The sequence below is a fragment of the Rhizobium sp. NZLR11 genome (assembly GCF_019685115.1).
Lineage (GTDB): Bacteria > Pseudomonadota > Alphaproteobacteria > Rhizobiales > Rhizobiaceae > Rhizobium.
Map to the genome: position 1 here is coordinate 176932 of NZ_JABDWD010000006.1, position 21514 is coordinate 198445.

Below are 21514 nucleotides of genomic sequence, written 5' to 3' on the forward strand. Positions count from 1 at the left end.
CGTGAATCCTGTAGAAACCGGCTCCATCCGCCAACCAGGCTGTCCGGATTCCACTCTGGTCGGAGAGCTTTGTTTCAGACCGTCAGGAAACGTGTGTTTATGCATGTTGTGCGCATGATCATAAGTGTTTATGCACGTTTCTGGTTCCAATGATTTCGACCCGGTAAAAACATGCAGGATTTCCTATTGCGCGAGCGCCAAGGCGTGATTTCCGACAGGCTGCGGATCAACGGCCGCGTCCTGGCGACGGAACTTGCCCTCGAATTCGGCGTCTCCGAGGATACGGTGCGCCGCGATCTGCGGGAGATGGCCGCTGCAGGGCTCTGCGAGCGGGTCTATGGCGGCGCACTGCCGGTCTCGCCGGCGCACGGGAACCTGACGCAGCGGATGGGTTTTGCGGCTGACCGGAAACAGGCATTGGCGCGCGCTGCGGCACAGCAGATTGCCGCCGGTTCGACTGTGTTTTTCGATGCCGGCAGCACCAATCTGGCGATTGCCAACGCATTGCCGGCCGAACTGGCGCTGACGGCTGCGACGAATGCGCCGGCGATTGCCGCCGAGCTGATCGATAAGCCTGCCGTCAACGTCATCCTGATCGGCGGAATGGTGGACCGGCAGACGGGCGGTTCGCTCGGCGCCAAAGCCTTGCGGGATATGGAACAGCTTGCGCCCGATCTCTGTATTCTTGGTGCCTGCGGCGTCGATCTTGAGGCCGGCATCACGGTGTTCGGTTTCGAAGATGCCGAGTTCAAGCGGTATGCGGCGTCGAGAAGCAGAAAAGTGCTGGTGGCGGCAACTTCGGAGAAGTTCGGCACGGCTGCCCCGCACAGCATCCTGCCGGTTGCTCATTGTGACTGCCTGGTCGTCGAGCACGATGCCGATCCGGCCATACTCGCCGGTTATCGCGAGCGCGGATGCAGAACTGTTATCGCCGAGAAAACGAACTAGGCGGTTGTCATAGAGTTTAGGGAAACCGGGCGCGTATAAGCCCGGCAATGAGGAAGACCGAGAAATGGATAGTCATGTGAATGCGTCGCCGGGAGCGCGGAGCGGCTTCGTTACCAAAAGCAGGGCGGCGGTTTCCCTGCTTTTTCTGATGAACGGCTTCGTCGTCGGCTGCTGGGCGCCGAAGATCCCGGATTTTGCCGAGCGCCTGGCGCTCTCCAAGTTCGAACTTGGGCTGATGATCCTGGTCTTCGGCGTCGGCTCGCTGGTGATGATGCCGATCGCCGGGGCGCAGATTGCCAAACACGGCTCGCGTGTCGTCGTTCAGGTCCTGGCTGTCTGCGTGCTGCCATTGCTGCTGGCATTGACGCTGGCGCCAAATGTCGTCACCGCGGCAATTTCGCTCTTCCTGTTCGGCGGCTTCATCGGTGCCATGGATGTGGCGATGAACGCCAATGCGGTGTCGGTGGAGAAATCCATGCGCCGCTCCATCATGTCGTCCTGCCACGCTTTCTGGAGCCTTGGCGGGCTGATCGGCTCAGGCCTCGGCGGCATCGCGATCTCCAAGCTCGGCATTCTCGGTCATGCCGAACTGGCGACGGTGCTGGCGGCGATCTTCCTGGCTATCTCCTGGCCTATGATCCTTGCTGATCCGCCGCATCCCGACACAAGGAACGAAAAGACAAGACTGCCGATGGTGCCGCTGCCGTGGCTGCTCGGTTTGATGGCCTTGTTCAGCATGGTGCCGGAAGGCGCGGTACTGGACTGGGGTGCGCTCTATCTCCGGCAGGAAATGGATGCATCCGTGGCGCTTTCCGGCCTTGGTTTCGCAGCCTTTTCGGCGACGATGGCGATTATGCGCTTTGCCGGCGACCTGGTGCGCGACCGCCTGGGCGGCGTCAAGACGCTGCGGATCTGCACCTTGTTTGCCATCGTCGGCATGCTGTTTGCAGGCCTGGCACCCAACGCCGAGATCGCCATTCTGGGCTTTGCCTTTTGCGGCATCGGCATTTCCAACATGGTGCCGATCGCTTTCTCGGCGGCGGGCAACATTCCCGGCCTCAAGCCCGGCATCGGCATCTCTGTCGTGACCACCATGGGCTATTCCGGCATGCTGGTTGCGCCGTCCTTGATCGGCTTCGTCGCCGAGCATATCGGTTTCGCCATCGTTTTCATGGCGCTGCCGGTGCTGCTCCTTGTTGTTCTCCTGCTTTCTAACCTGGCCCATTATGCCGATGGAGTCTCCGGAAGCGGCCACTAGACCAGAATGATTTTAGGTCGGGACGGCCTAAAATCTGAATCCTGTTCTGAGCCGCCTCCCAACAAAAGTGATATCAAGGGCGGTTGACAAGAAAGCGGTCATGATCCACCTGAAAGACACTGTTTCTAAAGCGCGTCGCAATCTCTCGGATTCGCTTCTTGCGCTTTAGGTTCTTATTTTTACGCATGTCGTTATCGCAAAACCGCTGCACACTTTTGCGCGACATGCTTTAGGGGTGCAAAAACTCTTCATGTCCTCAGCCGCCGATTTTGATCCGAAACCGCGCCGCGCTTCTATTGCCGTCGATGTCGGCGGCATCATCGTCGGCGGCGGGGCGCCGGTCGTCGTGCAATCGATGACGAACACCGATACGGCCGATATCGATTCGACCGTTGCCCAGGTCGCTGCCCTCCACCGGGCGGGCTCGGAACTGGTGCGCATCACCGTCGACCGTGACGAGAGTGCGGCCGCCGTGCCGAAGATCCGCGAGCGGCTGTTGCGGCTTGGCATGGACGTGCCGTTGATCGGCGACTTCCATTATATCGGCCACAAACTGCTTGCCGATCATCCTGATTGTGCCGAGGCGCTGGCGAAATACCGCATCAACCCCGGCAATGTCGGCTTCAAGGACAAGAAGGACAAGCAATTCGCCGAGATCATCGAGATGGCGATCCGCTACGACAAGCCGGTGCGCATCGGCGTCAACTGGGGCTCGCTCGATCAGGATCTCTTGACGGCGCTGATGGACAGGAATGCCGAAGCCGGTTCGCCGCTTTCGGCCCGGCAGGTGACCCGCGAGGCGATCGTGCAATCGGCACTGCTTTCGGCAGCCCTTGCCGAAGAGATCGGCCTGCCGCGCAACCGCATCATCCTGTCGGCCAAGGTCAGCCAGGTCCAGGACCTGATCGCCGTCAATTCCATGCTCGCCGAACGCTCCAATCATGCTTTGCATCTCGGTCTGACCGAAGCCGGCATGGGCACCAAGGGTATCGTCGCCTCGTCGGCGGCGATGGGCTTCGTACTGCAGCACGGCATCGGCGATACGATCCGCGTGTCGCTGACGCCGGAGCCGAACGGCGACCGCACGCGTGAAGTCCAGGTGGCGCAGGAGATCCTGCAGGTCATGGGCTTCCGCCAGTTCATTCCTGTCGTTGCCGCCTGTCCCGGCTGTGGACGCACGACGTCGACGGTGTTCCAGGAGCTTGCCCAGAACATCCAGAACGACATCCGCAAGAACATGCCGATCTGGCGCGAGAAATATCCTGGCGTCGAGGCGCTGAACGTCGCCGTCATGGGCTGCATCGTCAACGGTCCCGGCGAAAGCAAACATGCCGATATCGGCATTTCGCTTCCGGGCACCGGCGAGACGCCAGCGGCGCCCGTCTTCATCGACGGCCGGAAGGCTCTGACGCTGCGTGGCCCCCATATCGTTGCCGATTTCGAGGCGCTTGTCGTCGACTATATCGAGAAGCGTTTCGGTCAGCGGACGGCGGCGGAATGAGCGACCGCAAGTTCGGATGAGCCGGTACTGGTCGCCAATCGTCAGCAAGCTGCAGCCCTACGTCGCGGGGGAGCAGCCCCGTATTCCCGGACTGGTCAAGCTCAACACCAATGAAAATCCCTATGGGCCGTCTCCAACGGCGCTCGAGGCGATCCGGCAAGCTGCGGACGATCGTCTGCGGCTCTATCCGGACCCCGCCGCCACGGAATTGCGCCAGACGATCGCCGCCCGTCACGGTTTGACGGCGGAAGAAGTCTTCGTCGGCAACGGTTCCGACGAGGTTCTCGCCCACGCGTTTCAGGCGCTGTTGAAACACGAGCGGCCGCTTCTCTATCCAGATGTGACCTACAGCTTCTATCCGACCTATAGCCTGCTATACGGCGTCGAGACGGTCGAAGTGTCTGTCGATGACAGGTTTCAGATCCGGCTGGCAGATTACGACAGGCCGTGCGGTGCGATCATCATCGCCAATCCGAACGCGCCGACCGGCATCGGCCTGCCGCTTGCCGACATAGAGGCGCTTATCGCCGCCCATCCGGATGCGGTCGTCGCGATAGACGAGGCCTATATCGATTTCGGCGGTGACAGCGCTATCCCGCTCATTTGCAAATATCCCAATCTGCTTGTCGTTCAGACCTTGTCCAAATCGCGCTCGCTTGCGGGTCTGCGCGTCGGCTTTGCGCTGGGGCGGCGGGAACTGATCGAGGCGCTGGAGCGCGTCAAGGACAGCTTCAATTCCTATCCGCTCGATCGCCTGGCGCAGGTTGCCGCGACGGCGGCAATCAAGGACGAGGCGTGGTTCGAGACATGCCGAAAGATGCTCATTGCCAGCCGGGACGGTCTCGTCCGGGAACTCGAAGCGCTGGATTTCGAAGTGCTGCCGTCTCAAGCAAATTTCGTTTTTGCAAAGCATGAGAGCCAGTCGGGTGCAGCGCTTCAAGCTGCTCTGCGGGAGCGTGGTGTTCTCGTCCGGCATTTCGCCAAACCGCGTATTTCGGAGTTTCTGCGCATCAGCATCGGCACGGATGAGGAATGCGCGCGCCTGGTTTCGGCTTTCAAGGAAATATTGTCGGCGTGATCCGACGATTCAGCTCTTCCGGTCGGCGATGAAATGCGCGGTGGCGATGAGGGTCGAGGCGCGGGCGCCGTAGGGGGCAAGCAGTGTCTCGGCATCGCGGACATGCTGATGGAGTTGGGCTTCGGCCCATTCCATGCCGCGTAGCGCTACAAGCGTTCCCTTGCCGCGGGCTGCATCTTTGCCGGTCGCCTTGCCCATGGTTGCAGTGTCCGAGGTCAGGTCGAGGATGTCGTCAGCCAGTTGGAATGCAAGTCCGATCTTTTCGCCGAAGGCGCGCAGGCGGCGGCGATCGTCCGGCGGGCTGGCCGAGATGAGGGCGCCGGCTTCGCAGGCAAAGCGGATCAGCGCGCCTGTTTTCATCGCCTGCAGGCGGATGATGCCGGCCTCGTCAGGCGCTTGTCTTTCTGCCGCGAGATCGAGCGCCTGGCCACCGGCCATGCCGCCGAGACCGGCGGCGCGAGCAAGAGCCAGCACCAGCGATGCCTTGCTCGTTTCGGGAAGGGCTGTTTCCGGCGTGGCGATAATGTCGAAGGCGTAGGTCAGCAGGCTGTCGCCTGCGAGGATCGCGGTGGCTACGTCGAATTTTTTGTGTACCGTCGGTTTGCCGCGGCGGAGATCATCATCATCCATGGCCGGCAGGTCGTCATGCACGAGCGAATAGCAGTGAACGCATTCGAGTGCAGCGCCGACGCGAAGCGCCGCCGCGGCGTCACCGCCGAGAAGGGCGGCACTTTCGACGACGAGGAACGGGCGCAGTCGCTTGCCACCGTTCAGCACGGCATAATGCATGGCGTCGCGCAGCGTCTCAGGTCTGACGATTTCATCGGAGAGAGGGCTCGGTGACAGCAATGCGTCGAGCAGCGCCTCGATCTCGCGGGCGTTGTTCTTCAGCCTCGTCTCGAAAGTGTCCCGGTTCGCGTCCATGGGCGCTGTTTGGCATGAGCGCCCCGGGGCTTGCAACGGAATTGTCGATGGCGCAGCAAGATTTGCCACGCACTCTGGCATAAGCTCCGTACAGGCGCTATGACAACGACAGGGGCGAAATCGGACTGGGGAACATTGGATATAGCGCCGGAGAGAGAGGACAGCGTCGACATGCCGGCTCGTCGGCAATGGTTCGGAGACCGGCGTCTATTGAAACGCATTGTTCTTTCCGTGCTGATCGTGCTGATCCTTCCCTATGCCCTGATCTTTTTCTATCTGCTGCCGTTCATTCACCCGGTCTCGACGTTGATGCTGCGCGATCTCGTGCTGCTGCGCGGTTACGACAGGCAATGGGTGTCGCTTGATGACGTCGCCCCGGCTCTGGTGCAGTCGGTGATGATGTCAGAGGACGGGCAATATTGCTTTCACGGCGGCGTCGACTGGGCGGAAATGCGGATGCTGGTCGAGGATACGCTGAAAGGTCAGGCGACGCGCGGCGGCAGCACCATCCCGATGCAGACGGCTAAGAACCTCTTTCTCTGGAACGGCCGCTCCTTCGTGCGCAAGGCGATGGAGCTTCCGCTCGCTGTCTCCACGGATTTCGTCCTGTCGAAACGGCGGCTGATGGAAATCTATCTGAACATCGCCGAATGGGGTCCCGGCATTTACGGCATCGAGGCTGCGGCCCAGCATCATTTCAAGGTGCCGGCGTCGAAACTGACGCGACGCCAGGCATCGCTGCTTGCCGTTTCATTGCCGAACCCGATCGACCGCAATGCCGGCAAACCAGGACGAGGCCTTCGTCGGCTTGCCGGCGTGAACGAGAGGCGCGCACAGGGCTCGGGCGATTACATCAAGTGCATCTATAGGTGAGATCGGAGCTTATGGTTACAGCGCCGCGCGTCCTTCAGACGCGTACAAGGGCGCTTTAAAGCCTTGAATTGCTGCATAAGTTTGTCCTTGAATCGATCACGCTTTAAGGAATTATGCAGGAGAAGGACCAAACGTCATCTGACATTCTTGGTTCTGCCATATGGGCGAATGCAGTCCAACTGGAGCCCCTGAGTCGCCCATGACCATTACGACGCTTTCGCAAGAGCTTCTCTGTTACTCGAAGACACACAATCCGAACCCGCCTGCGCACCTCGGCAGCCGCTATCGCAAGGTCGGCGGTTTTCTGCCGGAAGCCGGCAATACCATCGTCTGCCATCTCGACAAGGGCTCGCAGACGCAGGCGGCGTTGATCGAGGCGCGTGAGAGATATCTGGCGATGCCCGAAGCTCCACAGTTCCTGTTCACGCCGATCTCCAGCCTTCACATGACGCTGTTCGAAGGGATCATCGAGACCAGGCGCCGGCAGGATTGCTGGCCGGGCGATCTCCCTCTCGAGACGCCGATAGACGACATGACGGAACTGCTGGCGGCGCGGCTTGAGGGTTTTTCGATGGCCGAGCCCTTCAAGGTGGCGATCGTCGAAGCTCGCCCGTCGGGCCTGCTCGTCGACGGGGTGACGGAGAACGACCGCAAGGTCATGCGCGCCTGGCGCAACGCGTTTGCTGATCTTCTGGGCTACCGCCAGCCGAACCAGGAGGACTACAAGTTCCACGTGACATTCGCCTATGCGATCGAACGGCTGGAGGATGAAGCCTTGCCGCGCTGGCAGGCAATGCTCGACGAGGTCGCCGACGATATCCGCCGCAAGGCCCCTGTTTTAGAACTGGCACCGCCGGCATTCTGCGTGTTCGAAGACATGAACCATTTCCACGAATTGCTGATTTTCGATTTCGACGCCTGAACGGGAGAGGCTCATGACTAGACCGACGCTCTACATCGCCAACAAGAATTATTCCTCCTGGTCGTTCCGACCCTGGATGGCGCTGACGGGCGTCGGCATCGATTTCGAGGAGGTGCTGATCCCTTTCGACGACGCGGGCGGCAATCCGAATATCAAGGCGGTCTCTCCGACCGGGCGCGTGCCGCTTCTGCAGCATGGCGCATTGAAGGTCTGGGAATCGCTGGCGATCATCGAATATGCCGCCGAGCTTTATCCGGACGCCGGTCTTCTGCCCGCGGATCGCGCCCAGCGGGCGCTCGCCCGTTCGGTTTCGATGGAAATGCTCTCAAGCTTCCGGGCTCTGCGCGGCGCCTGCCCGATGAATATCCGCCGGCCGAAGGCCAGGATCGCGCTGCCGGATGGGGTCGAGGCCGACATCAGCCGCATCGAGACGATCTGGCGGGATCTGTTACAGCAATCCGGCGGGCCGTTTCTCTTCGGCGCGTTCGGGGCCGCGGATGCGATGTTTGCGCCTGTCGTCAACCGGTTCGAGATCTATGACCTGGTCAGCGGGGACGACACGCTGGCCTATATGGCGACCATGAAGGCGCATCCGGCCTGGCGCAAATGGGAAGAGGCAGCCCGCGCCGAGGCTTGGATCGTGCCGGAAGACGAAGTCTGATACGGAATCATCGGCTTCGCAAAAAATACGCATGGGGACTGGTCAAGGCCACCCCTTGCATGTATAAGCGCGCGAAATTCCGAAATCGCGACATGTCCGTTTCGGCCGCCGGTGTGGCCGTGGGAATGTTTTGCCCGCAAGTGGAGTAAGAGAAATGGCTGTACCGAAGAGAAAAACAAGCCCGTCTAAGCGCGGTATGCGCCGTTCGGCAGACGCCCTTAAGGCTCCGACCTACGTCGAAGACAAGAACTCCGGCGAACTGCGCCGCCCGCACCATATCGACCTGAAGACCGGCATGTATCGCGGCCGCCAGGTTCTGACGCCGAAGGAAAGCGCATAATTTCCGATCCGGCTTGTCCGATCGAAGTTGCAAGGCCGGCCTCAAGCCGGCCTTTTGCTTTTCGGCGATATGATATTTGCAATGACTTGCAGTGTGGCAGCGGTTTGCGGCAGTATTCTTCCAGCCCGCTACAGCGCCGTGCGTCTTTTCAGGCGCGCAAAGGACGCTGTAGCACTTTGAATCGACGCAATATGCTTTGCGAAAATCGAATCTGATTTGCGCAAAGCATATTGCGCTGGGAGATTGCCGATGATCGCCGCCATGCCTCTGATGATTATCCCGTTTATTCTCTACAATCTGGCGATGCTGGGCCTGATGGGCGATGGCGGCATTCCTGCCCTGCAGCATGATATCATCGTGCTGTCGATGATCTCGGGCGCGATATGGAGCATGGCGCTCGGCGATCTCATTATCGTCATAGCGCTTGTCGTGCTGTTCTTCGAAATCCTGAAGGCAACCAGAACCGGGCCTGGCAACCTTATCAACCACATGCTGTCGATGCTGGTTTTCATCGCCTTCCTGGTCGAGTTTCTACTCGTCCGGGACGCTGCGACGCAGGTATTCTTCATTTTGATGACGATCGCTTTGATCGATGTGATCGGCGGCTTTGCCGTCTCGATCCGGAGCGCCGGGCGAGATGTTTCTATCGGCTTATAGGTTGTCGAGCTTGTTCTGAAGGGCGCGGAGCTGTTCCTTCAGCTCATCGATATCCTTAGCCTCGGCCTTGCGGCTTTCCTTGGCGGGTGGCGTCATGAAGGGCGAGAACATCTGCATGGCCTGCTGAAACAGCTCGGTGTTGCGGCGAACCTGGTCCTCGACCATCTGCATCGGCAGTTGCAGGTTCTTGCCGAGAGGTGTTTCGCCCAAGGCGCGGTTCACCTGCTCGCGCATCTGAGACTGCTGTTCGGCGAAGGCGCGCATCGAATGTTCGAGAAAGCTCGGCACGACCATCTGCATCTGGTCGCCGTAATAGGTGATGAGCTGGCGCAGGAAGGAGATCGGGAGCAAGGTGTTGCCGGTCTTCGATTCCTGTTCGAAGATGATCTGGGTCAGCACCGAATGGGTGATGTCATCTCCGCTTTTTGCATCCTGGACGGTAAAATCTTCGCCCTTCTTCACCATCTCCGCCAGGTCTTCCAGCGTGACGTAAGTGCTGGTGCCCGTATTGTATAGCCGGCGATTGGCGTATTTCTTGATTACGATCTGACCCTCATGCTTCGCCATATCAGTCTCCTGGACCCCCGTCTGAATTATGGATATTCCTCCACTTCAGACTGTAAACGCAAAAGAAGGCCGGTGACAATCTCTTTGTGCGATGCGGCAAACCTTTAACAGAGCAGATGAATCGGGCTTTCGCAGGCTCTGCCGAAAAATGACCGCAGCCGGTCTTCGCGTTTGACTTGCGCTCCAAGCTTTGCCAGTTTCCTCTTATGTAAGTGAGACGAAAACGAGGAGCGTCCCCATGAGCAATTCATCCATCGTCATCGCCAGCGCAGGTCGAACAGCAGTCGGCTCGTTCAACGGCGCTTTCGCAACGGTTCCCGCGCATGAGCTCGGGGCGGCCGTCATCAAGGGTGCGCTCGCGCGCGCCGGCGTCGATGCCGGCGAAGTGGATGAGGTGATCCTCGGCCAGGTTCTCGCTGCCGGGGAGGGCCAGAACCCGGCTCGCCAGGCGGCGATTAAGGCCGGAATTCCGAATGAAGCGACGGCCTGGGGCGTCAATCAGCTCTGCGGTTCGGGTCTGCGCGCCGTCGCGCTCGGCATGCAACAGATCGCCAACGGCGACGCCAAGATCATCGTTGCCGGCGGCCAGGAATCCATGTCGATGGCGCCGCATGCCATGCATTTGCGCGGCGGCGTCAAGATGGGCGACGCGAAGATGATCGACACGATGATCAAGGACGGCCTGACCGATGCCTTCCATGGCTACCACATGGGGATCACCGCCGAAAATGTCGCGCGTCAGTGGCAGCTTTCGCGCGACGAGCAGGATCGGTTCGCCGTCGCCTCGCAGAACAAGGCGGAGGCGGCGCAGAAGGCCGGCCGCTTTGCCGACGAGATCATCCCCTACATCATCCAGACGCGTAAGGGCGACGTTACGGTCGATGCCGACGAATATATCCGCCACGGCGCTACGCTGGAGGCGATGGGCAAGCTGCGCCCGGCCTTCGATAAGGAGGGCACCGTTACGGCCGCGAATGCGTCCGGCCTCAATGACGGTGCGGCCGCAGCGGTGCTGATGAGCGAAGCGGAGGCGGTCCGGCGCGGCATCCAGCCGCTCGCCCGCATCGTTTCCTGGGCAACGGCGGGCGTCGATCCGCAGATCATGGGCACTGGCCCGATCCCGGCTTCCCGCAAGGCGCTCGAAAAGGCCGGCTGGTCGGTCGGCGATCTCGATCTCGTCGAGGCCAATGAGGCTTTTGCAGCGCAAGCCTGCGCCGTCACCAAGGATCTCGGATGGGATCCTGCGATCGTCAACGTCAACGGCGGGGCGATCGCCATCGGCCATCCGATCGGCGCTTCCGGCGCGCGCGTTCTCAATACGCTGTTGTTCGAAATGAAGCGCCGCGGCGCCAAGAAGGGCCTTGCAACTCTTTGCATCGGCGGCGGCATGGGCGTCGCCATGTGCTTCGAAGCGCTTTAAAGTAGCATACGATCCGTCATTGATTGAAAATCTCGCCACAAGGCGGGGCAAAAACAAAAAGGGAGCGGAACATGAGCAGAGTGGCTGTGGTCACCGGGGGTACGCGTGGAATCGGCGCGGCCATATCCATGGCGTTGAAAAATGCCGGATACAGGGTTGCTGCCAATTATGCCGGCAACGACGAGAAGGCCAAAGCCTTCCATGACGTTACCGGCGTCCCGGTGTTCAAATGGGATGTTTCGGATTACCTCGCTTGCGGCGAGGGGATTGCCAGGATCGAAAGCGAGATCGGGCCGGTCGAAATCCTCGTCAACAATGCCGGCATTACCCGTGACGCGATGTTCCACAAGATGACGCCGCAGCAATGGCACGAGGTGATCAATACCAACCTCACCGGTCTGTTCAACATGACGCATCAGGTCTGGACCGGCATGCGCGACCGCAGCTTCGGCCGGATCGTCAACATCTCCTCGATCAACGGCCAGAAAGGCCAGATGGGTCAGGTGAATTATTCGGCAGCCAAGGCGGGCGATCTTGGCTTCACCAAGGCGCTGGCCCAGGAAGGCGCGGCCAAGAACATCACCGTCAACGCCATCTGTCCCGGTTATATCGGAACGGAAATGGTGCTTGCCGTGCCGGAAAAGGTGCTGAACGAACGCATCATCCCGCAGATCCCCGTCGGCCGTCTCGGCGAGCCGGAAGAGATCGCGCGATGCGTCACCTTCCTCGCCTCCGACGATGCCGGCTTCATCACAGGTTCGACGCTGACGGCCAATGGCGGGCAGTTCTTCGCCTAAAGTACATCTCGCAAAACTGTATTGTCGTTTGCGATTACGACATGCGTGACTTTCCGAGTAGATCAGCGGTGGATTGAAGCAAGAGCGCGTCCCGTCGGATGCGCTCTTGCTTATTTCATGCCCCATGCCCGCGCGAGCAGCAAAGAAAAACGGGCGCCGAAGCGCCCGTTGGGAGTCCGATATGCTTTTTGCCGATCAGCAACGGGCCTCGTAGCGGCGGCCGTAACGGTCGCGATAGACGCAGTAGCCGCGGCGTTCGACCGAGTGGCCGATGAGAGCGCCGGTCAGACCGCCGGCAACGGCGCCGACCGCAGCACCACCCCAGCTGTTGGTGACAACACCGCCGATGACCGCACCGGTGCCGGCGCCGATCGCGGTACCTTGCTCGGTCGCTGTGCAGGATGCCAGAGCGCCAACGAGCGCACCAATAAGAACAATCTTCTTCATCATGTCGTAACTCCCCAGGTTTGTTGGCCTTTAGACGCGGCCCATGAGTACAAGAATAATGATAATCACGAGAACTAGCCCCAAACCGCCGGAAGGTCCATAGCCCCAGCCACGGCTATAACCCCAATTCGGCAATGCTCCGATCAAGAGCAGAATGAGGATAACAAGAAGTATTGTGCCAAGCATGGTGTGTTTCCTTCATTTCATCGGCAATTTGAATGGACGAGAAACACGTATTGGCGATTTTTGTTCCCGGTTAAGCCAGGAAATGTCATGCGTCCTGACCTCCGCCTATCGTAAATTTGCTCGTATGGTTAAAAAGGCGTTTAAATACAATATGTTGCGGTGAACAAAGCGAGAAAGTCCCGATGTCGCCGATTCGTCAGCGATTCGTTCCGTTTTTGATCGGTGCGCCGCCATTGACCATCCCGAGTTAACCGCATCTGAATCCGCCTTGCTAAAGCTTAACGCCAACACGACGAGGCGGAACGGGACATCCGCTACCGATCCGCATCTAGCGCGCCGATTGAAATCCGGCCACCAGATATTGCCGTGAACAGAAGGCGAAACCAATACAGTCGGCGATTCGTCGCCGATTTGTTCGGGCTTTGGTCGACAGGTTAATTACGGGCGCAATTTTCGATTGTTCGTCGCAGGACAGACTCGTCTTCTACGACAGCGAAATACAAAAGGGGAGGGAGTCCAGCGATTCAGCATCTAGTGGGAAAAACTGATTCAAAATCAATACTTAGCCGTGAACAAAAGCTGAATCAGCGCGAGTCAGCGATTCGTCGCTGATTCGTTCTCACGCTGTTCCGAATCGGAAATTCGGGTGTTCCGCAAGACTCGCAAAGGTCGTAATCCCAGAAGCAATTTGAAATCTGCCCTTGCGTTTGCGGTGACAGCTGTCCATGTGTTCTCTAGCTTCCATGAGAAGCCGAGATTTTCCTGGGGGCGCCCGCCCTCATTTGCATGGACCCATGATTCTGACTTCGCAGCCGACTATTCTGAGTGGACGCGGTGTGAGCGCGGTGCTCGGGCCGACCAATACCGGCAAGACCCATTATGCCATCGAGCGCATGGTCGCGCATGGGAGCGGCGTGATCGGCCTGCCGCTCAGGCTGCTGGCGCGCGAGGTCTATACGCGGGTGGTGGAGAAGGTCGGCGTCCAGAATGTGGCGCTGGTTACCGGCGAGGAAAAGATTTCGCCGCCCAATGCGCGTTTTTCGGTCTGCACCGTTGAGGCGATGCCGCGCGAGACCAAGGCCGCCTTCGTCGCGATCGACGAGGTGCAGCTCGCCGGCGATCTCGAACGCGGCCATATCTTCACCGACCGCATCCTGCATCTTCGCGGCCGTGAGGAAACGCTGCTGCTCGGCGCGGCGACGATGCGGCCGATCCTGCTGCAGCTTCTGCCCGGCATCAATATCGTCGAGCGGCCGCGGCTTTCGCATCTTTTTTACGCCGGGCAGAAGAAAATCACTCGGTTGCCGCAGCGCTCGGCCATCGTTGCCTTCTCGGCCGACGAGGTCTATGCCATCGCCGAGCTCATACGCCGGCAGCGCGGCGGTGCGGCCGTCGTGCTTGGCGCGCTCAGCCCGCGCACCCGCAACGCGCAGGTGGCACTTTATCAGGCGGGCGATGTCGAATATCTGGTGGCGACCGATGCGATCGGCATGGGCCTCAACCTCGATGTCGATCACGTTGCCTTCGCCCAGGACCGGAAATTCGACGGCTACCAGTTCCGCAATCTCAATCCGGGTGAACTCGGTCAGGTCGCTGGGCGCGCCGGGCGGCACGTGCGAGACGGTACCTTCGGCGTCACCGGACAGGTTTCGCCGTTCGACGAAGAGCTGGTGCAGCGCATCGAGGGGCATGAATTCGACAACGTCAAGGTTTTGCAGTGGCGGACGACCGAGATGGACTTCTCCTCGATTCCATCGCTGCGCGCCAGCCTCGAGGCAGGGCCGCGCGTGCCGGGGCTGACGCGGGCGCTGCCTGCGGTCGACCAGCAGGCGCTCGAACAGCTTTCGCGCTACCCCGAGATCGTCGGTCTTGCCGACAGGCCTGCCCGCGTCGAAAAACTCTGGGAGGCTTGCGCGCTTCCCGACTATAGGCGTATCACCCCGGCACAACATGCCGATCTTATCTCGACCCTCTTTTCCGATCTCGTCCGCTATGGCACGGTGAACGAGCAGTTTCTCGCGGAGCAGGTTCATCGCTCCGATCGGACAGATGGGGAAATTGACACGCTTTCGGCGCGAATCGCGCAGATAAGAACCTGGACCTATGTTTCGAATCGGCCGGGTTGGCTTGCCGATCCGACACACTGGCAGGAAAAGACGCGGGAAATCGAAGATCGATTGTCCGACGCGTTACATGAAAGGTTGACGAAACGCTTTGTTGATCGCAGGACATCTGTGCTCATGAAGCGCCTGAGAGAGAATGCGATGCTGGAAGCTGAAATCAGTGTGAATGGCGATGTCTTCGTTGAAGGACATCATGTAGGGCAATTGAGCGGATTCCGTTTCACGCCGGTGACGGGAACGGACGGGCCGGACGCCAAGGCGGTTCAGGCTGCGTCGCAGAAAGCGCTCGCGCTCGAATTCGAGGCCCGTGCGGCTCGAATCCATGCCGCGGGCAACAGCGACCTGGCGATCGGCTCGGATGGGTTGATCCGTTGGATCGGCGACCCGGTGGCGCGGCTTTCGGGCAGCGATCACATCATGCGTCCGCGCGTGATTCTGTTGGCCGACGAGCAGTTGACGGGCAATGCCCGCGATCATGTCGCCGCCCGGATCGAGCGCTTCGTCAATCATCATATTAGCACGGTGCTGAAGCCGCTCGATGATCTGTCGCGCGCCGAGGACCTGCAGGGTCTTGCCAAGGGGCTGGCCTTCCAGCTCGTGGAGAATCTCGGCGTGCTGTTCCGCCGCGACGTGACCGAGGAAGTGAAGTCACTCGACCAGGAGGCGCGAGCCTCCATGCGCCGTTACGGCGTGCGTTTCGGGGCTTATCATATTTTCGTTCCGGCACTTCTGAAGCCGGCGCCGGCCGAGCTCATCACCCTGCTCTGGGCGCTGAAGAACGACGGTTTGGACAAACCGGGCTACGGCGATCTCATTCCGGTGCTTGCCGCCGGCCGTACCTCCGTCGTCACCGATCCGAGTTTCGAGCGGATGTTCTACAAGCTTGCCGGCTTCCGGTTCCTCGGCAAGCGTGCCGTGCGCATCGACATCCTCGAACGGCTTGCCGATATCATCCGTCCGCTGCTGCAGTGGAAGCCGGGTCAGAACAACCGTCCGGAAGGCGCCTATGACGGCCGCCGCTTCACGACGACGACAGCCATGCTGTCGATCCTCGGTGCGACGCTCGAAGACATGGAAGAAATCCTCAAGGGCCTCGGTTATCGCGCCGATGCCGTGAAGGCGGAAGAGGCATCGGCACATCTTGCGACGCAGGATGCGGTTTCGGCACCGGCTGCCGCCGCCGAAACGCCCGCGGACGAGGCGGAAAAGGCCGATCACGACGACGCCGACGGGGCAGCGGACGAGATTGCCGCCGAGCCATCGGCAACCGAGGCGGTTTCGGCTGACGTCGACACGGCTGTGGCAGAAGCGGTCGAAACCCCCGCTCCTGATGAAGCGATCGAGACGTCCGCTCTGGCGGAAGCCTCCGTTCCCACAGATGCGGCTTCCGCGTCTGTGGAAGCGGTATTGACTCCCGAGGAAGCGGCATCCGCTTCCGGGGAAGCCGGCGAGCCGGCGGAACCGAAGCCGGTTCTTCTGTGGCGCCTCGGCGGCCGCAACGACAATCAGCGCCAGGCGCGCGGCGGGCATGGCGAACGCCGTGGCGGCCAGGGCCAGGAGCGCGGTCAGAACCAGGAGCGCGGCGACCGCAATCGCCGGCCGGGCGGTGGTGAAGGCGGCGAAAGCCGCGACAACAATCGTCAAAACCGCGGCAAGGACGGCGGCAATCGCGATGGCGGCCGGCCGCAGCAGGCAAGAGGCGATCGCAACCAACCACGGGGCGACCAGCCGCGCAGCGACCGGCAGGACCGCAAGGATCGCGGCGAGCGAAATGACCGCAACGATCGCAACAACAATCGCGGCGGTTCGCAGCCGTTGCGCTTCGAGGCCAAGCCGCCGCGCAAGGAAAAGCCGATCGATCCGGATTCACCTTTCGCCAAGCTCGCGGCTCTCAAGGAGCAGATGAAGAAGTAGTCATGAGCGGGGAGACCCAGCCGACAAGCGGTTCGCGCCAGCGCATCGATAAGTGGCTGTTCTTCGCGCGCATGGCGAAGTCGCGCTCGCTGGCGCAGAGCCACATCCAATCGGGCCACGTGCGCATCAACGGCGAGCGCTGCAAGCATCCGAGCCAGATGGTCAAGCCGGGCGACCGTATCGAGATGACGCTGGAGCGGCGCGATCTCGTTCTTCTCGTGCGCCTCGCCGGCGAGCGGCGAGGGCCCTACGAGGAGGCACGACTGCTTTACGAAGACCTGTCGCCGCCGCCCGATGAGGCAAAACGTCTCACGCCCTACGAGCAGGCGATCCGGGCGACCGGCACCGGCCGTCCGACCAAAAAGGAAAGACGGGCAATCGACAGGCTGATGTCGGACGAGGATTAGAAAACTCTGTCTGCGGCGGCGGCTTTTGCAGGTCGTTTATCCTTGAAATCCGGCGTTAAAGCCGATACGTCACTGACAACCTGCCGGAAGCGTGCTTGCCTCCCAAGCCTGCCCACGATTTTCCTCCGGCACGGGGATAGGCGCGACGTTCCAGGTTGCCCGGCCCCATTCGCATGGAATCCTGGAGTTCTTCATGACCTATGTCGTGACCGACAATTGCATCAAGTGCAAATACACCGATTGCGTGGAAGTCTGCCCTGTCGACTGCTTCTACGAGGGCGAGAATTTCCTCGTCATCCATCCTGACGAATGCATCGATTGCGGCGTCTGCGAGCCTGAATGTCCCGCCGAGGCAATCAAGCCCGACACCGAGCCGGGCCTCGACAAATGGCTGAAGATCAATACCGAATATGCCACCATCTGGCCGAACATCACGGTCAAGAAGGACCCATTGCCCGAGGCCAAGGACATGGATGGCGAGACCGGAAAGTTCGAGAAATATTTCTCCGAGAAACCCGGTTCCGGCGATTGAGACGGCGGCCATATTCGGTCGCCGGATTCGGGCGGCCGCGGGGCGAAACGTTTTAAAAGCTGCGGGAGGCATATGGGTGACATGTGTTGCCCGCATGACTCAAGCGAAGCAAATTATTGATTTCCTCATATTTTTATGATAGGTTTTGGCTACTGTTCCATTTGTGGCATGACGCATGCCCAAAACCATCACGAAAGCAAAACCAATCCGCACGCGGTTTCCGTGACATATCAACGCTTTGAGCGCCGGGTCCCAAGATCGTGCGCAAGAAGTTCTTTGCTTTTGCCCGATGGGACCAGAGTGAAGTCACCCGACGGATACTACCGTCTCACCCGGGCCTGACTGACCCGGCTCCGGCCGCCGCCGGGAGCGTAACAGGGAGTTTTTGAATAGAATGACGACTCAGCAGAAAAAGCCTTCCATCGCACGCCATGGCTTCAAGACCGGTGAATCGATCGTCTACCCCGCCCACGGCGTCGGTACCATCACCGCTATCGAAGAGCAAGAAGTTGCCGGCATGAAGCTCGAACTTTTCGTTATCGATTTCGAAAAGGACAAGATGCGGCTGAAGGTTCCGGTCGCCAAGGCGATGAGCATCGGCATGCGCAAGCTTTCGGAAACGGATTTCGTCGAGCGTGCATTGAAGGTCGTGCAGGGTAAAGCGCGCGTCAAGCGCACCATGTGGTCGCGCCGTGCCCAGGAATATGATGCCAAGATCAATTCCGGCGACCTGATTTCCATCGCTGAAGTCGTGCGCGATCTCTATCGTGCCGAAAACCAGCCCGAACAGTCCTATTCCGAGCGTCAGCTTTATGAGGCTGCGCTCGACCGCATGGCGCGCGAAATCGCCGCCGTCAACAAGATGTCGGAAACTGAAGCCGTCCGCCTGGTCGAGACCAATCTCAACAAGGGTCCGAAACGCGGCAAGGCGATAGAAGAAGACGACTCACAGGACGAAGCCGCATAAGGCGACCCTGTTTTTCCCCTATCAAAAAACCCGGCTTGCGCCGGGTTTTTTTTGGAACTTTTTTTCGACTGCCGCGTTTAACACACGTAATTGCGGACTGCTCGCAGGGCAAGGGGCCTCGACGGGCGAACTGTCATTCCGTCAATGTTCGATGAGGAGCGGATCATGCCTTTTCAATATTGCCCATCCGGCAACGTGAAGAAACAGGTCCGGCCCGGCCGTCTTAACGGTACATGATGAGAAATAGGGCCTCCCCCTGAAAAGTCCAGGGGCGAGGCCTTCATGCATTCAGAACCCCATTCAGTCCGGACAGCGATGTTCCGGAAGGTGCGTTTTATTGTTCATTTAGGGCGAGAGGCCTGTTTCAGGAGATCGAAATGAAGAACATGTCTGCAGATCGGCGCATGATCAAAATCGCGATGGCCGCCCCCTATCTCGCCCGTCAGGAAGAGCACGATCTCGCCATTCGTTGGAAGGATCACGATGATCGCGGCGCGCGCAACCAGATCGCCATGGCCCATATGCGCCTCGTCATATCCATGGCGGGTAAGTTCCGCAATTTCGGCCTGCCGATGAGCGATCTCGTGCAGGAGGGCTATGTCGGCCTTCTGGAGGCTGCCGCTCGCTTCGAGCCGGAACGCGACGTACGTTTTTCCACTTATGCGAGCTGGTGGATCAGGGCTTCGATCCAGGATTATATCCTGCGCAACTGGTCGATCGTGCGCGGCGGCACGAGTTCGGCACAGAAGGCGCTTTTCTTCAATCTGCGTCGTCTGCGCGCCAAGCTCGCCAAGGGTGACACGCAGCTGACTCTGCAATCCATTCACCAGGAAATCGCCGCGGCGCTCGGCGTCAGCCTCTCCGATGTGCAGACCATGGACGCCAGGCTTTCCGGCAATGATGCCTCGCTGCAGGCGCCTTCGGTCTCCGGCGATGCCGAGAGTGCGGAGAAGATGGACTTCCTCGTCAGCGATGATCCCCTACCGGACGAGCAGGTTTCCAACATGATCGACGGAGAGCGGCGCCGCGTCTGGCTCGCCTCGGCGCTGACACATCTCAACGAACGCGAAATGAAGATCATCAGCGCCCGGCGTCTGGCGGAAGACGGTGCCACGCTCGAAGAACTCGGCGCCGATCTCGGCATTTCCAAGGAACGTGTGCGGCAGATCGAAAGCCGGGCGATGGAGAAGCTCCGCAGCGCGCTTGTCAGCGCCGATCCGCATATGGCGGCTTACGCCTGAACCGAAACTATTCCCTGCAGCAGCACAGACTGGCCCGGCGCAAGCCGGGCTATTTTTTTACTCGGCGATGATCTTGACGCGATCGCCTGGTGAAACGGCTGCACCCGTGGGCAGGGCGTTGATGAGTTTGAAGAGATCGAGCTTGCGGTCGGTACCCATCATGCGGGCGGCGAGCGTCGAGATGTTTTCACCCAGACGGACGGTGACGACGCGGATGCGCAGCGGCTTGAGCGAGGCTGCCTCTGCCGGCGTCATGCGTCGGAAACTCGCACGCAGGACATTGGCCGTTGGCTCAAGGGCGTCGCTGCCTTTCGGCACGGCGGTGAGGAAGCGGAAGATCTGCGAATTGTTGCGGATCACGGTGACATCGAAATCCCAGCGGTCGGCGCTTGCCCGCGCTGTGGCTGCTTCCATTCCGTTGATGGTGACCGGCTGGATGGTCGACGGGTCGAGGCCGGTCACCCAGCCGCTGGAGATATAGTTGGTGAGGCTCTGGTTCTGATTGTCGGCGACGCCGTCGAAGCGGACGGCGATGTCGTTCGGGCCGGTGGCCATTACGGCTTCGACCTTGTTGTCGATGTGGAAGTCCGGCGGCACGTCGAAGCGGATGCCGAGGCCGCCGTGCAGGAAGGTCTGGCCGCGCACGTAGCCTTCCTCAGGGCTGTCGCCATAGAGCAGGCCGTCGATGCCGTCGAGATAATAGTCGCGGCCCTTGTCCCCGACCGAACCCTCCTGGCCGAAGGCCCGGGCATGGGTGCGGGCAAGCTCGATGCGCTGCGCCGAATTCGGATGGCTCGACAGGAAGTCTAGGCTCTGGTCGGCTTCGGGATCGACCGACATGAAGCGACTGTAAGCCGCCATGGAATCGAGGAAACGCGCAGCGGAATAGGGGTCGTAGCCGGCTTCGCCAAGCATGCGCACGCCGATGACATCGGCCTGCAGTTCCTGCTGGCGTGAGAAGGCGGCGAGCCGCAGCTTGCCGCGGGCCAGCGCCTGCTTGCCGGCGATATCGCTGGAGAGAACCTCGGCGACGACGCGGCTGGCGATGACCTCAGCCTCCTCGCGCTTCTGCCGCTCGATGCCGTGGTTCGCCGTCACGTGGCCCATCTCGTGCGATAGCACGGCGGCGACTTCCGAAGCGTCGTTGGCAAGGGCAAGCAGGCCGCGGGTGACGTAGAGATAACCGCCGGGCAGCGCAAACGCGTTGATCGCCGGCGAATTCAGGATGGTAATGCGGTAGGATTGGCTCGGATTTTCCGACACCGCCGTCAGCGCGCCGGCGATGCGGGCGACGAGGCGCTCGGTCTTGGCGTCCTTGTATTCGCCGCCGTAGCTTGCGACGATGCGTGGATGCTCACGGGCGCCCATCGCCGCGCGCGGATCGTTCTTCTGCACCTCGTCGACGATCTGCGGATTGGAAGAAGGCGAGACGCTCGGCTGGTAGGATTGGTCGATCAGCGTTTGACAGCCATTCAGCGCCATTGCGACGGCCGAAAGCAGCATCAGGCGACGCGCGAAACGCCGCGGCGCGGAGATGGCATCACTGGAAAGCGCGGGCGATTTCCACGTCGTCAAGCTGTCCAGTCTGGTTCTCCGCATCATGTCGCTGTCTTGCCGGTTTGCCGCAGATTGGCACCGACCGTGGCAAGGGGAATTCAACAGGTGCGCACCCCTGATCTCGCGCTGCACAATCGGCCGATACAAGTCCTTGCTGTAGCTGATTTATGCATCGGTTGCATAGCGAGACTCTG

Annotated in this window: 21 protein-coding genes; 16 read left to right on the plus strand and 5 right to left on the minus strand. The window is 60.4% G+C overall.

All coding sequences use genetic code 11. The features are described 5' to 3' along the window. Window positions 1-171 precede the first annotated feature (171 nt). The 4 genes from HJB83_RS12870 (at window position 172) to hisC (ending at window position 4785) form a co-directional block, all read left to right on the plus strand. Entirely contained in the window at window positions 172-948 is a 777-nt protein-coding gene (locus tag HJB83_RS12870) for a DeoR/GlpR family DNA-binding transcription regulator (RefSeq protein WP_207582236.1), read from the plus strand. A 64-nt stretch (window positions 949-1012) separates the two neighbouring features. Next, window positions 1013-2206, plus strand: a complete 1194-nt coding sequence (locus HJB83_RS12875; protein ID WP_221159559.1) for an MFS transporter — start codon at window positions 1013-1015, stop codon at window positions 2204-2206. Between the two features lie 250 nt (window positions 2207-2456). Continuing rightward, window positions 2457-3707: a flavodoxin-dependent (E)-4-hydroxy-3-methylbut-2-enyl-diphosphate synthase gene (gene ispG, locus HJB83_RS12880; RefSeq protein ID WP_221131623.1), complete on the plus strand. Its 1251-nt coding sequence runs from the start codon at window positions 2457-2459 to the stop codon at window positions 3705-3707. 16 nt (window positions 3708-3723) lie between these two features. Beyond that, window positions 3724-4785: a histidinol-phosphate transaminase gene (gene hisC, locus HJB83_RS12885; protein WP_221115425.1), complete on the plus strand. Its 1062-nt coding sequence runs from the start codon at window positions 3724-3726 to the stop codon at window positions 4783-4785. 9 nt (window positions 4786-4794) lie between these two features. Here hisC and HJB83_RS12890 read toward each other — a convergent pair whose 3' ends face one another. Further along, entirely contained in the window at window positions 4795-5709 is a 915-nt protein-coding gene (locus tag HJB83_RS12890; RefSeq protein ID WP_221131625.1) for a polyprenyl synthetase family protein, read from the minus strand. Window positions 5710-5844: 135 nt separating this feature from the next. Here HJB83_RS12890 and HJB83_RS12895 point away from each other — a divergent pair, with 135 nt between their 5' ends. The 5 genes from HJB83_RS12895 (at window position 5845) to HJB83_RS12915 (ending at window position 9162) form a co-directional block, all read left to right on the plus strand. Next, on the plus strand, window positions 5845-6582 hold the full coding sequence (locus tag HJB83_RS12895) for a transglycosylase domain-containing protein (RefSeq protein WP_221131626.1): 738 nt from the start codon (window positions 5845-5847) through the stop codon (window positions 6580-6582). A 199-nt stretch (window positions 6583-6781) separates the two neighbouring features. Continuing rightward, entirely contained in the window at window positions 6782-7504 is a 723-nt protein-coding gene (locus tag HJB83_RS12900) for a DUF1868 domain-containing protein (RefSeq protein ID WP_221131627.1), read from the plus strand. 13 nt (window positions 7505-7517) lie between these two features. Beyond that, window positions 7518-8165 (plus strand): glutathione S-transferase family protein, encoded by a 648-nt coding sequence (locus tag HJB83_RS12905; protein WP_221131628.1) that lies wholly within the window; start codon window positions 7518-7520, stop codon window positions 8163-8165. Window positions 8166-8319: 154 nt separating this feature from the next. Then, window positions 8320-8505 carry a 50S ribosomal protein L32 gene (gene rpmF, locus HJB83_RS12910; protein ID WP_003543812.1) on the plus strand — a complete coding sequence of 62 codons (186 nt, stop codon included), beginning with the start codon at window positions 8320-8322 and terminating at the stop codon, window positions 8503-8505. 249 nt (window positions 8506-8754) lie between these two features. Continuing rightward, window positions 8755-9162, plus strand: coding sequence for a hypothetical protein (locus tag HJB83_RS12915; RefSeq protein WP_164007425.1), 408 nt, complete (start codon window positions 8755-8757; stop codon window positions 9160-9162). Here HJB83_RS12915 and phaR read toward each other — a convergent pair. Beyond that, window positions 9157-9729 carry a polyhydroxyalkanoate synthesis repressor PhaR gene (gene phaR, locus HJB83_RS12920; RefSeq protein ID WP_007632334.1) on the minus strand — a complete coding sequence of 191 codons (573 nt, stop codon included), beginning with the start codon at window positions 9727-9729 and terminating at the stop codon, window positions 9157-9159. The genes HJB83_RS12915 and phaR overlap by 6 nt on opposite strands. 238 nt (window positions 9730-9967) lie before the next feature. Between phaR and HJB83_RS12925 the strand changes: the two genes are divergently transcribed. Then, window positions 9968-11149, plus strand: a complete 1182-nt coding sequence (locus tag HJB83_RS12925) for an acetyl-CoA C-acetyltransferase (protein WP_207582228.1) — start codon at window positions 9968-9970, stop codon at window positions 11147-11149. Between the two features lie 71 nt (window positions 11150-11220). Continuing rightward, window positions 11221-11946, plus strand: coding sequence for a beta-ketoacyl-ACP reductase (locus tag HJB83_RS12930; RefSeq protein ID WP_164007429.1), 726 nt, complete (start codon window positions 11221-11223; stop codon window positions 11944-11946). A 195-nt stretch (window positions 11947-12141) separates the two neighbouring features. On the opposite strand, the gene HJB83_RS12935 is transcribed toward HJB83_RS12930, so the two are convergent. Together HJB83_RS12935 and HJB83_RS12940 are read right to left on the minus strand one after the other, a co-directional pair. Next, window positions 12142-12396 (minus strand): YMGG-like glycine zipper-containing protein, encoded by a 255-nt coding sequence (locus HJB83_RS12935; protein ID WP_018071981.1) that lies wholly within the window; start codon window positions 12394-12396, stop codon window positions 12142-12144. 27 nt (window positions 12397-12423) lie between these two features. After that, window positions 12424-12579: a DUF3309 family protein gene (locus tag HJB83_RS12940; RefSeq protein WP_007632343.1), complete on the minus strand. Its 156-nt coding sequence runs from the start codon at window positions 12577-12579 to the stop codon at window positions 12424-12426. A 794-nt stretch (window positions 12580-13373) separates the two neighbouring features. On the opposite strand from HJB83_RS12940, the gene HJB83_RS12945 reads away from it, so the two are divergent. The 5 genes from HJB83_RS12945 to HJB83_RS12965 all read left to right on the plus strand — a co-directional run bounded on the left by HJB83_RS12945 (window position 13374) and on the right by HJB83_RS12965 (window position 19763). Further along, entirely contained in the window at window positions 13374-16616 is a 3243-nt protein-coding gene (locus HJB83_RS12945) for a helicase-related protein (protein WP_221159560.1), read from the plus strand. A 2-nt stretch (window positions 16617-16618) separates the two neighbouring features. Continuing rightward, complete coding sequence (locus HJB83_RS12950) at window positions 16619-17023, plus strand: RNA-binding S4 domain-containing protein (protein WP_207582225.1); 405 nt, start codon at window positions 16619-16621, stop codon at window positions 17021-17023. Window positions 17024-17216: 193 nt separating this feature from the next. After that, complete coding sequence (gene fdxA / locus HJB83_RS12955; RefSeq protein WP_003543777.1) at window positions 17217-17555, plus strand: ferredoxin FdxA; 339 nt, start codon at window positions 17217-17219, stop codon at window positions 17553-17555. A 394-nt stretch (window positions 17556-17949) separates the two neighbouring features. Further along, complete coding sequence (locus HJB83_RS12960) at window positions 17950-18522, plus strand: CarD family transcriptional regulator (protein ID WP_207582224.1); 573 nt, start codon at window positions 17950-17952, stop codon at window positions 18520-18522. A gap of 377 nt (window positions 18523-18899) precedes the next feature. Then, entirely contained in the window at window positions 18900-19763 is an 864-nt protein-coding gene (locus tag HJB83_RS12965) for an RNA polymerase factor sigma-32 (protein WP_164007435.1), read from the plus strand. A 57-nt stretch (window positions 19764-19820) separates the two neighbouring features. Here the strand turns inward: HJB83_RS12965 and HJB83_RS12970 are convergent, their stop codons facing one another. Beyond that, window positions 19821-21365: a M48 family metalloprotease gene (locus HJB83_RS12970; protein ID WP_207582223.1), complete on the minus strand. Its 1545-nt coding sequence runs from the start codon at window positions 21363-21365 to the stop codon at window positions 19821-19823. Window positions 21366-21514 lie beyond the last annotated feature (149 nt).

What these genes read in the sequence shown, in the direction of transcription:
- HJB83_RS12870 (WP_207582236.1), top strand. Translation starts at nt 172, where the DNA reads ATGCAGGATTTCCTATTGCGCGAGCGCCAAGGCGTGATTTCCGACAGG.
- HJB83_RS12875 (WP_221159559.1), top strand. Translation starts at nt 1,013, where the DNA reads ATGGATAGTCATGTGAATGCGTCGCCGGGAGCGCGGAGCGGCTTCGTT.
- ispG (WP_221131623.1), top strand. Translation starts at nt 2,457, where the DNA reads ATGTCCTCAGCCGCCGATTTTGATCCGAAACCGCGCCGCGCTTCTATT.
- hisC (WP_221115425.1), top strand. Translation starts at nt 3,724, where the DNA reads ATGAGCCGGTACTGGTCGCCAATCGTCAGCAAGCTGCAGCCCTACGTC.
- HJB83_RS12890 (WP_221131625.1), bottom strand. Translation starts at nt 5,709, where the DNA reads ATGGACGCGAACCGGGACACTTTCGAGACGAGGCTGAAGAACAACGCC.
- HJB83_RS12900 (WP_221131627.1), top strand. Translation starts at nt 6,782, where the DNA reads ATGACCATTACGACGCTTTCGCAAGAGCTTCTCTGTTACTCGAAGACA.
- HJB83_RS12905 (WP_221131628.1), top strand. Translation starts at nt 7,518, where the DNA reads ATGACTAGACCGACGCTCTACATCGCCAACAAGAATTATTCCTCCTGG.
- rpmF (WP_003543812.1), top strand. Translation starts at nt 8,320, where the DNA reads ATGGCTGTACCGAAGAGAAAAACAAGCCCGTCTAAGCGCGGTATGCGC.
- HJB83_RS12915 (WP_164007425.1), top strand. Translation starts at nt 8,755, where the DNA reads ATGATCGCCGCCATGCCTCTGATGATTATCCCGTTTATTCTCTACAAT.
- phaR (WP_007632334.1), bottom strand. Translation starts at nt 9,729, where the DNA reads ATGGCGAAGCATGAGGGTCAGATCGTAATCAAGAAATACGCCAATCGC.
- HJB83_RS12925 (WP_207582228.1), top strand. Translation starts at nt 9,968, where the DNA reads ATGAGCAATTCATCCATCGTCATCGCCAGCGCAGGTCGAACAGCAGTC.
- HJB83_RS12930 (WP_164007429.1), top strand. Translation starts at nt 11,221, where the DNA reads ATGAGCAGAGTGGCTGTGGTCACCGGGGGTACGCGTGGAATCGGCGCG.
- HJB83_RS12935 (WP_018071981.1), bottom strand. Translation starts at nt 12,396, where the DNA reads ATGATGAAGAAGATTGTTCTTATTGGTGCGCTCGTTGGCGCTCTGGCA.
- HJB83_RS12940 (WP_007632343.1), bottom strand. Translation starts at nt 12,579, where the DNA reads ATGCTTGGCACAATACTTCTTGTTATCCTCATTCTGCTCTTGATCGGA.
- HJB83_RS12945 (WP_221159560.1), top strand. Translation starts at nt 13,374, where the DNA reads ATGATTCTGACTTCGCAGCCGACTATTCTGAGTGGACGCGGTGTGAGC.
- HJB83_RS12950 (WP_207582225.1), top strand. Translation starts at nt 16,619, where the DNA reads ATGAGCGGGGAGACCCAGCCGACAAGCGGTTCGCGCCAGCGCATCGAT.
- fdxA (WP_003543777.1), top strand. Translation starts at nt 17,217, where the DNA reads ATGACCTATGTCGTGACCGACAATTGCATCAAGTGCAAATACACCGAT.
- HJB83_RS12960 (WP_207582224.1), top strand. Translation starts at nt 17,950, where the DNA reads ATGACGACTCAGCAGAAAAAGCCTTCCATCGCACGCCATGGCTTCAAG.
- HJB83_RS12965 (WP_164007435.1), top strand. Translation starts at nt 18,900, where the DNA reads ATGAAGAACATGTCTGCAGATCGGCGCATGATCAAAATCGCGATGGCC.
- HJB83_RS12970 (WP_207582223.1), bottom strand. Translation starts at nt 21,365, where the DNA reads ATGATGCGGAGAACCAGACTGGACAGCTTGACGACGTGGAAATCGCCC.